The organism is Methylobacterium sp. AC690, assembly GCF_979256535.1.
The window spans coordinates 18,486-28,388 of sequence record NZ_CEEDOX010000033.1; the positions used below are offsets into that span (position 1 = coordinate 18,486).

Below are 9,903 nucleotides of genomic sequence, written 5' to 3' on the forward strand. Positions count from 1 at the left end.
CCTAACCGACGACGCCGTCGATGAGGTTGGTCCCGAGCAGGAATTCGGAGGGAAATTCGGTGCGCAGGACGGGCTCGCGCCGGATGTCCGGGACCAGGACGTCGCGTTCGGCCCGCCGCGCCGCCACCGCCTGCGCGAGGTCGACGGCGGCGAAGCGCAGCGCCGTGCCCGCCTGAGCCTGGGCCAGACGGCCGAGATCGGCGCCGATCACCGTGGCGATCTTCGGATAGCCGCCGGTGGGCTGGCGGTCGGCCATGAGCACCAGGGGCTGGCCCGAGCCCGGGACCTGGATCGCCCCCATGGCGATGCCGTCGGAGACGATGTCGTGGCTCCGGGCCTGGAGGGACGGACCTTCGAGGAAGCTGGCCATGCGGTCGCCGCGCGGACCGATCCGCCAGGGACCCGCCAGGAAGGCGTCGCGGACGGACGCCGGGAAGAGGTCGTCCTGGGGCCCGAGGACGACGCGGATCACGTCCGGCGGCCGGTGGAGCCAGGGCGCCGCGAGGCGGCAGGGCTCGCCGACCGTGGCGCACGGCGTCCGGATCGCGAGGGTGTCGCCCGCCCGCAAGCCGCGCCCGTGCAGGCCGCCGAGCCCGGAGCGGGTGTGGGTCGCCGTCGAGCCCAGCACTGGCGCCACGGCGATCTCCCCGGCCACCGCGAGGCTGCACCAGGCCCCGGCCCGGCCCGCCCGGAGGGTGAGCCGCGCGCCCGGCCGCAGGGTGAGGGCCACGGCGCCGGGCAGCGCGCGCCCGTCGAGGTCGATGCGCAGGTCCCCGCCCGCCAGGGCGACGTCGACGGCGGCCCCGGCCGTCGTCAGCGACAACCCGCCGAGGGAGACCTCGATCAGGGTGGCGCCCGGGGGATTGTCGAGGGCCCGGTTGGCGGTGGCGTGGGCGAGGGGATCCATCGGCCCGGCCGGCGTGATGCCGTAGCGCAGGAAACCGTGCCGCCCGGCATCCTGCAGGGTGACGCCGCCCCCGGCCGCGAGGATCCGGAGCGTGGCCTGCCCCGTGACGGCTCCCTCGCTCATGGGCTCCTCTCGCATGGGCTCCTCCCTGTTGGGCTCCTCCCGCATCGGCTCCGCACTCACGGACTTCTCCGCGCGAGGATTTCCCCCTGCGCGGCCCGGGCCTCGAGGGCGGCGAAGGTCGCCGCGTCGATCGGCTCGAAGCGGAGGCCGTCGCCGGGTTCGACGAGGAAGCTCTGCGGACGGTCCTCGGAATAGAGCCGCTCCGGCGTCCGTCCGACGACGTACCAGCCGGTCGGCATCGGAAAGGTCGCCACGGCCGCGAGACCGCCGCCCACCAGGAGGGCGTTGGCGGGATGGGGCGGGCGCGGCGTCGGGCGACGGGGGATCGCGAGGGCGTCCGGCAGGCCGCCCAGATAGGCGAAGCCCGGCGCGAATCCGTACATGTAGACCCGGTACGTCCCCTGGGCGTGGCGCGCGGCGACGGCCGAAGCGGGCAGGCCGGCCCAGTCGGCGACCGCCGCCAGATCCTCCGCGAAGGCCGGATCGTAGCAGCAGGGCAGCGTCCAGGTGCGGCCGGCGCGCGGTCCTGCCGGAGGCCGATCGAGGAGAGCGCCGACCCGGGCCGCGAGGGCGTCGCGGTCGAGCCTCAGCGGGTCGTAATGGATCATCAGCGAGCGATAGGTCGGCACCGTCTCCAGGATGCCGGCGACCGGGTCCCGTCCGAGGGCCGCGTCCAGGGCGAGCACCCGTGCGTTCAGGTCCGGGTCGACCCGCGCGCCGAACTCGACGACGAGCGCCGCCTCGCCGGCATCGCGGAACCGGACGGCATCCCGATCGGTCGGCGTGCTTGCGTCTGCCTGCGACACGGCCTGATCCTGCTGCGCGTCGGCCCGGACGCCGGCGACGCGGGTGGTCGGGAATCCGGTTCGGGATCCGATCCGGAAGCCGGCTTTCCGGCTGGGCCGGCCTCAGCGCGTGGATTTCTTCTCACGCTGATAGGTCCGGATCGCCCGGGCGCAGTCCGGCGAGAGCTTGCGCAGGTTCTGCCGGAAGCAGGCCTCCACCTCCGGGCCGCCGGGCGGGTGCATGCTGCAATGCTCCAGGTAGTCTCCGGTGCAGGAGAGCTTGAGCAATTCGCGGATCGGCGTGGGTTCGGCGACCGCGGTTCCCGAAACCAGGAGAGCACCGAGGAGGGGGAGGGCGAGGCGAAGATCAGGCATGAGGCAATCGAGTCTTTCGAAGAACACAACGCGGACGCTGCAGGCTGGGTCCGAAATCCCAACGTACGGCGCCGATGCAGACAATGATCTTAGCACGCACGCACCCGCAGGGTGGAATCGACATCCCTTCAACGCGCGCCGCGCCCGTTCGGTCGCTTTGCCGATGCCGCGGCCGGTGCCAGGCGACCCTCGCGCAAGCTTGCGGCGCGACAAGCCGGTGTTGATTCACGGGGGTTGAGTATCCGCCATGGCGGCAAGCGCCACGATCGCAGGAGAGCGCCGGTCCCAGCGGGACATCGGTTTCGCGGCGGGCATCGTCGCCATCCTGGCGATCCTGTTCCTGCCGGTGCCGGCGATCCTGCTCGATATCGGGCTCGCCTTCTCGATCGCCCTGTCGGTGCTGATCCTGATGGTGGCGCTCTGGATCAAGAAGCCGCTGGAATTCTCGGCCTTTCCCACCGTCCTGCTGATCGCGACCCTGCTGCGCCTGGCCCTCGGCATCGCCACCACCCGGTTGATCCTGGCCAACGGACAGCACGGCGTCTCGGCGGCCGGCCACGTGATCCAGGGCTTCTCGCAGTTCGTGATGAGCGGCGACTTCGTCATCGGAATCGTGGTCTTCCTGATCCTGATCACGGTGAACTTCCTCGTCATCACCAAGGGCGCCACCCGCATCGCCGAGGTGGGGGCGCGCTTCACCCTCGACGCGATCCCCGGCAAGCAGATGGCGATCGACGCCGATCTCAATGCCGGCCTGATCGACGACAAGGAGGCCCAGCACCGCCGGCGCGAGCTGGAGGAGGAGAGCGCCTTCTTCGGCTCCATGGACGGCGCCTCGAAGTTCGTGCGCGGCGAGGCCATCGCCTCGCTCATCACCATCGCCGTCAACGTGTTCGGCGGCATCATCATCGGCACCACCCGCCACGGCATGCCGCTGGGCCAGGCGGCCGACGTGTTCACCAAGCTGTCGGTGGGCGACGGCCTGGTCTCACAGATCCCGGCCCTGATCGTCTCGCTGGCCGCCGGCCTCCTGGTCTCGAAGGGCGGCACGCGGGGCACCGCGGAGCAGGCGGTGCTGGGCCAGCTCGGGGCCTATCCCCGCGCCCTCTCGGTGGCCGCGGCCCTGATGTTCATGTTCGCCCTGGTGCCGGGCCTGCCCTTCGTGCCCTTCATGGTGCTCTCCGGGCTGATGGCCTTCACCGCCTACGCGATCCCGAAGAAGCTCGCCGCCCAGAAGGCGATCGTCGATGCCAAGGCGGAGGCCGACGAGGAGAAGAAGCAGGTCGCGCTGCGCGAATCCGTCAAGGAATCGCTGAAGACGCCGGAGATCGAGCTCTGCCTCGGGCGCCAGATCTCGGCCCAGGTCCAGGGAACGCAATCCGAGCTGTCGCACCGGGTCGCCAAGATGCGCCGCAAGTTCGCGCGCCAGTACGGCTTCGTCGTGCCCGACATCAAGCTGACCGACAGCCTGGCGGTGCCGCCGAAATGCTACCAGATCCTGATCCACGGCACCGTGGTGGCGACCCAGGAACTGCGCCCCGGCGAGCTCCTCGTGGTCACCGGCGACGGCCCCGTGCCGGACGTGCCGAGCGACGAGGTCCGCGAGCCCGCCTTCGGCATGAAGGCGCGCTGGGTCCTCGACGCCTATGCGGGCGAGGTGCGGCGCGGCGGGTTCGAGCCCATCGACGGCTCCTCGGTGCTGCTGACCCACCTCTCCGAGGTGATCCGCAACAACCTGCCCACGCTCCTGTCCTACAAGGACATGCGCAACCTGCTGGACCGGCTCGACCCCGAGTACAAGCGCCTGCTGGACGAGATCTGCCCCTCGCAGATCTCCTATTCGGGCCTGCAGGCGGTGCTGAAGCTCCTGCTCTCCGAGCGGGTGTCGATCCGCAACCTGCACCTCATCCTGGAGGCCGTGGCCGAGATCACGCCCCATGCCCGCCGGGCCGAGCAGATCGCCGAGCACGTCCGCATGCGCATCGCCCAGCAGATCTGCGGCGACCTCGCCGAGAACGGCGTGCTCGCGGTGCTGCGCCTCGGCAGCGCCTGGGACCTCTCCTTCCACCAGAGCCTGAAGCGCGACGGCAAGGGCGAGGTCATCGAGTTCGACATCGACCCGCGCCTCGTCGAGCAGTTCGGCACCGAGGCGTCCGAGGCGATCCGCAAGCAGATGCGCGAGACCCGCAACTTCGCCCTGGTGACCGCGCCGGATGCCCGCCCCTACGTGCGGATGATCATCGAGCGGCTCTACCCGACGCTCGCCGTCCTCTCGCACCTGGAGATCGCGCGCGGGGTCGAGATCCGCTCCCTCGGGACGATCTCGTGACGGCGCCGCTCCTGGCCGTGCTCGGCCCCGAGAGCTTTCTCGGGGTGTTCCTGATCTTCTGCCGGGTCGGCGCCTGCCTCCTCATCGTGCCGGGCTTCTCCAGTCCCCGCGTGCCCGCGCAGGTCCGCCTCCTCATCTCGCTGGCGGTCTCCCTGGCCCTGACCCCGATGCTGCTGCCCCTGTTCCAGGGCAAGCTCGCGGCCCAGGATCCCGGCGCCACCCTGGGCTGGATCGTCACCGAGAGCCTGACCGGCCTCGTCCTCGGCTTCCTCGGCCGGGTCTACTACGTGGTGCTGGAGACCGTCGTGAACGCCGCCGTCACCATGGTGGGCTTCGGCGGCATGCCGGGGTCGGTGGCCGAGGGCATGGACCCGGTCCCGGCGGTGGAGGCGATGATCATGATGGCGGCGGCCGCGCTGCTGTTCGCCGCCGACCTGCACTGGGAGCTGTTCCGCGGCCTCGTCGATTCCTACGGCCGGATCCCGCCCGGCGAGGGCATCGGCTCGCAGGCCGCCCTGGTGCGCATCGTCGACCAGGTCACGACCGCCTTCGTGCTGGGCCTGCGCATCACCTCGCCGTTCCTCGTCTACGCGGTGGCGGTGAACCTCGCCGCCGGCTTCGTGAACAAGCTCGTGCCGCAGATCCCGGTCTACTTCATCGCCACGCCGTTCATCATGGCCGGCGGCCTGCTGCTCCTCTACGCCATCAGCAACGAGTTCATGATGCAGTTCGTCATGGGCTACTTCGACTACCTGCGCCGGGGCTGAGCCGATGACCACCCGCCTCCGGCTCCTCCGCGCCCAGCGCCTGCTCAAGGTCCAGGAGCAGATGCGGGGCCTGGCCGAGCGCGACCTCGCCGCCAACCGCGCCCAGGTCGCGCGGGTCGAGGCCGACCGGGCGGCCATGCTGTCGACCCTGGCCGGCGAGACCATGCACGGCCTGTTCCTCGACGCCGCGGCGCGGCGCCTGCGCGCGCTCGCGACGGAAGCGACCGAACTCAGCGCGACCTCGACACGACTGTCTGACATACTGAAGGCCCGTGGCCTCGCCGAGAAGCGCGCCGAGCGCCAGGCCGACAGCCTCCTGAAGCGGCGCGACCACGAGCGCGAGCAGCACGCCCTGCTCGAACAGCTCGACCTCATGACCGCACGCGGGCCAAGGCCTCCGGACTGATCCCCGAGGCCCCCGAACCGATCCCCAGGGCCACGATGCAAGCCTGCCGAGAAGCAAGGCTGCTACGATGCAAGCCTGCCGAAAGCCAGGGGGCCTATGCCTCCCAGGGACCGGCTCCCCGAACCCGCTGAAGCGCCTGCCATGAGCATCTCGCCTCCCTCCGACATCGTCCTCGATGTGGCCCGCGCCGCCGATCCCGGCCGCGTGCAGGAGGCCGCCGCCAAGCTGTCGGCTCCCGGAACCGATCCGGCGGCGTTCGGCGATGCCTACCGCATGGCCGGCGCCTCGGTGCACATGCCCCTCGACGCCCGCGGAGCCCTGACGGCCCTGCAGACCGACAACGCGATCTCGGGCGCCGGCAGGGCCGGGGATCCCTACAAGCAGTTCGAGGCCTTCGTCCTGCGCCAGTTCGTCGAGACCATGATGCCCTCGAAGGCCAGCGCCGTCTTCGGCAAGGGCAATGCCGGCGGGATCTGGAAGTCGATGCTCGCCGATCAGGTCGGGACGCAGGTCGCCAAGGCCGGCGGCGTCGGGATCGCCCGCATGCTCGAGGCGGCGCGTCCGCTGAATCCGCCCGCGGCGACCGTCGCGCCGTCGGCCAAGACCTCGGAGAGCTGAGACCCCATGCTGCTCGCATCCCTGAAGCGCCTGGAAGCCACCGTGACGGCGGAGACCGAGGCGCTGCTCGCGCATCACCCCGTCGACCAGGAGGCGGTGAACCGGCGCAAGAGCCAGAGCCTCCTCGAACTGACCCGGCTGACCCGCGACCTCGACCCCGCCGAACTCGACGGGCCGGTGCGCGACCAGCTGCTGCGCCTGCGCGGTGTCCTGGAGCGCAACCAGGACGCTGTCGGCCTGCACCTGCGGGCCGTCGAGGAGATCTCCGGCATCGTCGCGGAGTCCCTGCGCGAGGCGGAATCCGACGGTACCTATTCCGGCCACGTCCGGCGCTGAGGCTCGCTCCCCGCCATGCGCATCCTCGTCACCGGCCTGTGGATCTGCGGCCTCACCATCCTGTCCTGCTACGGCGCAGTGACCTGGGGGGCGGGGTTGTTTTCCAAGAAGACCGAACCCTACCTCGAAGGTCTCCAGTACCAAAAACTGCCGCCCGTCAATGTTCCAATGGTCGTCGACGGCAAGGTGCAGGGTTATATCGTCGCTATCTTGGTCTTCACTGCCGATGCGCGGCTGATGCACACGCTCTCGGTGCCGCCGAACGCCTTCGTGGTCGATGAGACTTTCCGGCAGATCTACACGGACCCGGCGATCGATTTCAAACGCCTGTCCCGCTACAACGTCACACAGCGCCTTGCCGAGATCCGCAAGCAGGTGAACGCCCGCCTCGGCTCCGATGTGGTCAAGGACGTGCTGGTCGAAGAGTTCAACTTCGTCGCCAAGCGCGAAGTCCGTTCCTGAGGACGCGCCCTACGCCTCCGTCAGCAGGCGCTCGAAGGCGGCCTCGCCCAGCAGCGCGGTGAGCCGCCGGTCGGCATCCGCATCGGCCGCGAGGACCAGGCCGCCGCAGACCGTGCCCGCACCCGCGAAGGCATAGCCGAGCACGCTCGTCGGCTGCAGGCCCCCGGCCGCCGCGGCGACGAAGCCCCGCAGGGCGCCCGGATGGGCATTGCAGCCGTTGCGGAGGGTCAGGCCGGCGTAGCGTCCACGCACGGCCAGGGGGGAGAGCGAGAGCCGGTGGCGCCCGGCCTGGGCCATGGCCCGGCGCGGACCCGCCAGGGCCAGCAGGATCTCCGGCGACAGGTGGACCGCGCCCTCGAAGCTGAGGCTGCCCGAGCCGCTGAATCGATCGAACACCGCCAGTCCGGAGAGGTCGTCGAGGACGAGGAAGACCCGCCGGTGCGCGACTTCGGGACCGTAGGCCTGCGTGGCGAGGCGGTGGGCGGTGGCGCCGATGAGGCGCTCCGCCCCGAGGGAGAGGGCCGGGCCCGCCATCGGTTCGCGCTGGTCGAGGGCCGCCACGTTGTGGCCGGCTCCCGAGAGGAGGTGATGGCGGGCGGCGCCGGTCTCGACCTGGCTCGAGCCGCCGGCCTCGACGATCCAGCGCACCCCTTCGCAGGCGTAGACGAAGGAGCCGACGTCCCGGTGGCCGGATCCGGGACCCTGGCCCTGGCTGGCGAAGGTGCAGGCGAAGTGGCCCCAGCCCCGACCGGGAGCGTCGTAGCGCTGCGCGATCATGCCCGAGGACGGGTCGACGCGGCCCGCGGCGGGCTCGAGGGTGACGCGTGGTATACTGGGACGGTCGCGTCGCGGTCGCGCGTCTCCGGACCAGCGCTCGGCGCTGAGCGCGCGACCCGCCTCCGCGCCGAGACGCCCGATCCAGCCGGCGGCATCCTCGCCGGCGGGGGCGTCCCCGAACGGCGGCAGGCGCCCGGTCGGATCGAGGAGACCGGCGACCGCCGGGAGTCCGGCCGCCACGAGCCGGTCGAGGCGGGACTTGAGAGCCGACTCGGCGGGATCCTCGGCGTCGAGGCCGAGTCCGAGGGCGCGCAGCAGGGTCAGGAGTTCGAGGCGCGGATGCAGGGCGGGGTCGGAGAACCGTCCCTCCGCATCGAGGAGCGGCGCGAGGCCGGCTTCGAGGGCGGCGTCGGCCAGGGAGCGCCAGTGCGCCGCGAGCGGCAGCAGCGGCAGGGCCCGGGCGACGATGCGCAGGACCGCTGCCGCCTGGAGCTGGTGGATCGAGCGGCCGAAGGTGTTCTGACCGAGAATCTCGGCGAGGGCGAAGCCGTGACGCACCGCCTCGCCCGTGAGGGTCAGGGAGGCCGGGCCGCCGGGCTTGCCGGCCCGGGCGAGGAGCCGCACGACGGTCTCGGTGCGGGCGGCGAGGGCTGCCGGGTGCAGGGCGAGGCCGTCGGTGGGCGCCCCCCAGGGGTTGGCCCGCGACCAGGACAGGGCGAGGCCGACGGCGGTGGCGGCGCCGCCCGGCGCCTCGGCCAGCGCCCCGAGCCAGGCCAGGGACTGGTACTCCAGGCGCCAGGGCACCGAGCGGAACGGATCCTCGGTCCAGTCCGGCGCCTCCGGCAGGGTCCAGGCGGGTTGGCCGGCGAGGCGCAGGGTCCGGTCGAGACCGGCGGCGCGGTGGCCCTCGCCGCGCTGGATCGCCCGGGCGCGGGCGAGCACCGCCGGCACGGCGGCCACCGCCTCGGGCTGCGGGCACCAGCCGGAGAAGGCGGCCCCGGGCAGGGACAGGCGCTCGGCCAGGCGGGCGAGGAAATCGGGGGCGGCGAGGAGATCGTCGGCGCAGAGGCTCTCCAGCCGCATCCGGTCCTCCAGGGCCACCTCCGGAGGGGCGAGGAGTTCCGCCTCCGGTCCGTCCGCCTCCCAGGTGGCGAAGCCCACCGCCACCTGCGCCGCCCCGGCGGGGGGCTGGAGCTCCAGGGTGAAGCGGCGCGCCTGCTGGTGGGCGGAGAGGTCGACGAGGGCCCCGAGCCCCGGCACCGAGATGGTCCCCGGATAGGGCGGGTCGAGCGCCGCGCCGGAGCGGTCGCGGTAGACGATGCGGGCCAGGGCCGCATGGGTGCCCGGATGCGGCGTGTGGAGCTGGCCGCGCAGCACGAGGCCGCAGCCCGGCACCAGGGCGTGGTCGCGCCAGGCCGGCTCCGGCCCGAGGCGGTGCCGTGTGCGGGGGATCAGGGAGGGGGCGGGCGGCAGATCCGTCCCCTGCGTCAGGCGCGCCTCGGCGACCGTGAACGCATGGGTGTTGCGCCAGGAGCGGAGCGTCACCGTGATCCGGGTGGCCGGGGCCGGCACCTGGAAGGCGAGCTGGAGGCGCCCGGCCCGCGCGCCGTGCGTCTCCGGCGGCAGGGCGGACGGGCCGGCGATCCAGGTCCCGTGCGGGTCGAGGAGGGTCCGGTCGAGGCCGGGCACGTGGTCGAAGTCGAGGCTCGACCCGTCCTCGGCCAGGAAGTCGATCCCCACCAGGGCGAAGTCGAGGGCGGACCCGGCGGCCTCCTCCGCCGCCCAGGCGAGGCGGAAGCCGAGGCAGCACCAAGCCTCCGGCACCAGCCCCCCGAAGGGCAGCACCACCCGCGACCAGCGGTTCTTGGCCGGGATCCAATGCTCGTTCTCCCCCGGCCCGACATGCGCCCCCCCGGCATAGCGGGCGGCCTCCGGCAGCAGGACCCGAAGGCCGGGCGCGCTCGGTTCGCTCACGGGGCGGACCGGGCGGAGGCGGGGGGAGGGGACATCGGCAGGGC

10 protein-coding genes are annotated in these 9,903 nt (G+C 72.3%); 6 read left to right on the forward strand and 4 right to left on the reverse strand.

Annotated elements, in window-relative coordinates:
• Window position 1: 1 nt before the first annotated feature.
• The 3 genes from AC0IY1_RS24420 to AC0IY1_RS24430 form a co-directional block, all read right to left on the reverse strand.
• A complete protein-coding gene (locus AC0IY1_RS24420; protein WP_055957418.1) occupies window positions 2–1,030 on the reverse strand; it encodes a 5-oxoprolinase subunit C family protein in 1,029 nt (342 codons plus the stop codon).
• Between the two features lie 56 nt (window positions 1,031–1,086).
• On the reverse strand, window positions 1,087–1,836 hold the full coding sequence (locus AC0IY1_RS24425) for a 5-oxoprolinase subunit B family protein (protein WP_055957414.1): 750 nt from the start codon (window positions 1,834–1,836) through the stop codon (window positions 1,087–1,089).
• Between the two features lie 102 nt (window positions 1,837–1,938).
• Window positions 1,939–2,190 (reverse strand): hypothetical protein, encoded by a 252-nt coding sequence (locus AC0IY1_RS24430; RefSeq protein ID WP_055957411.1) that lies wholly within the window; start codon window positions 2,188–2,190, stop codon window positions 1,939–1,941.
• Window positions 2,191–2,437: 247 nt separating this feature from the next.
• Here AC0IY1_RS24430 and flhA point away from each other — a divergent pair, with 247 nt between their 5' ends.
• The 6 genes from flhA (at window position 2,438) to AC0IY1_RS24460 (ending at window position 7,108) form a co-directional block, all read left to right on the forward strand.
• Window positions 2,438–4,519, forward strand: a complete 2,082-nt coding sequence (gene flhA, locus AC0IY1_RS24435) for a flagellar biosynthesis protein FlhA (protein ID WP_055957408.1) — start codon at window positions 2,438–2,440, stop codon at window positions 4,517–4,519.
• A complete protein-coding gene (gene fliR, locus AC0IY1_RS24440; RefSeq protein ID WP_055957405.1) occupies window positions 4,516–5,286 on the forward strand; it encodes a flagellar biosynthesis protein FliR in 771 nt (256 codons plus the stop codon). Before flhA ends, fliR begins: the two co-directional genes overlap by 4 nt.
• Before the next feature lie 4 nt (window positions 5,287–5,290).
• A complete protein-coding gene (locus AC0IY1_RS24445; RefSeq protein ID WP_055957401.1) occupies window positions 5,291–5,692 on the forward strand; it encodes a hypothetical protein in 402 nt (133 codons plus the stop codon).
• Window positions 5,693–5,833: 141 nt separating this feature from the next.
• Window positions 5,834–6,310: a rod-binding protein gene (locus tag AC0IY1_RS24450; RefSeq protein WP_055957398.1), complete on the forward strand. Its 477-nt coding sequence runs from the start codon at window positions 5,834–5,836 to the stop codon at window positions 6,308–6,310.
• Window positions 6,311–6,316: 6 nt separating this feature from the next.
• Window positions 6,317–6,646, forward strand: coding sequence for a hypothetical protein (locus AC0IY1_RS24455; RefSeq protein ID WP_055957395.1), 330 nt, complete (start codon window positions 6,317–6,319; stop codon window positions 6,644–6,646).
• 15 nt (window positions 6,647–6,661) lie between these two features.
• Window positions 6,662–7,108, forward strand: coding sequence for a hypothetical protein (locus tag AC0IY1_RS24460; RefSeq protein ID WP_055957392.1), 447 nt, complete (start codon window positions 6,662–6,664; stop codon window positions 7,106–7,108).
• 9 nt (window positions 7,109–7,117) lie between these two features.
• Here the strand turns inward: AC0IY1_RS24460 and AC0IY1_RS24465 are convergent, their stop codons facing one another.
• On the reverse strand, window positions 7,118–9,859 hold the full coding sequence (locus tag AC0IY1_RS24465) for a heparinase II/III domain-containing protein (protein ID WP_055957389.1): 2,742 nt from the start codon (window positions 9,857–9,859) through the stop codon (window positions 7,118–7,120).
• Window positions 9,860–9,903 lie beyond the last annotated feature (44 nt).

Excerpts from the sequence above, each read along its gene's own strand:
- AC0IY1_RS24420 (WP_055957418.1), bottom strand. The coding sequence starts at position 1,030 with ATGAGCGAGGGAGCCGTCACGGGGCAGGCCACGCTCCGGATCCTCGCG.
- AC0IY1_RS24430 (WP_055957411.1), bottom strand. The coding sequence starts at position 2,190 with ATGCCTGATCTTCGCCTCGCCCTCCCCCTCCTCGGTGCTCTCCTGGTT.
- flhA (WP_055957408.1), top strand. The coding sequence starts at position 2,438 with ATGGCGGCAAGCGCCACGATCGCAGGAGAGCGCCGGTCCCAGCGGGAC.
- AC0IY1_RS24445 (WP_055957401.1), top strand. The coding sequence starts at position 5,291 with ATGACCACCCGCCTCCGGCTCCTCCGCGCCCAGCGCCTGCTCAAGGTC.
- AC0IY1_RS24450 (WP_055957398.1), top strand. The coding sequence starts at position 5,834 with ATGAGCATCTCGCCTCCCTCCGACATCGTCCTCGATGTGGCCCGCGCC.
- AC0IY1_RS24455 (WP_055957395.1), top strand. The coding sequence starts at position 6,317 with ATGCTGCTCGCATCCCTGAAGCGCCTGGAAGCCACCGTGACGGCGGAG.
- AC0IY1_RS24460 (WP_055957392.1), top strand. The coding sequence starts at position 6,662 with ATGCGCATCCTCGTCACCGGCCTGTGGATCTGCGGCCTCACCATCCTG.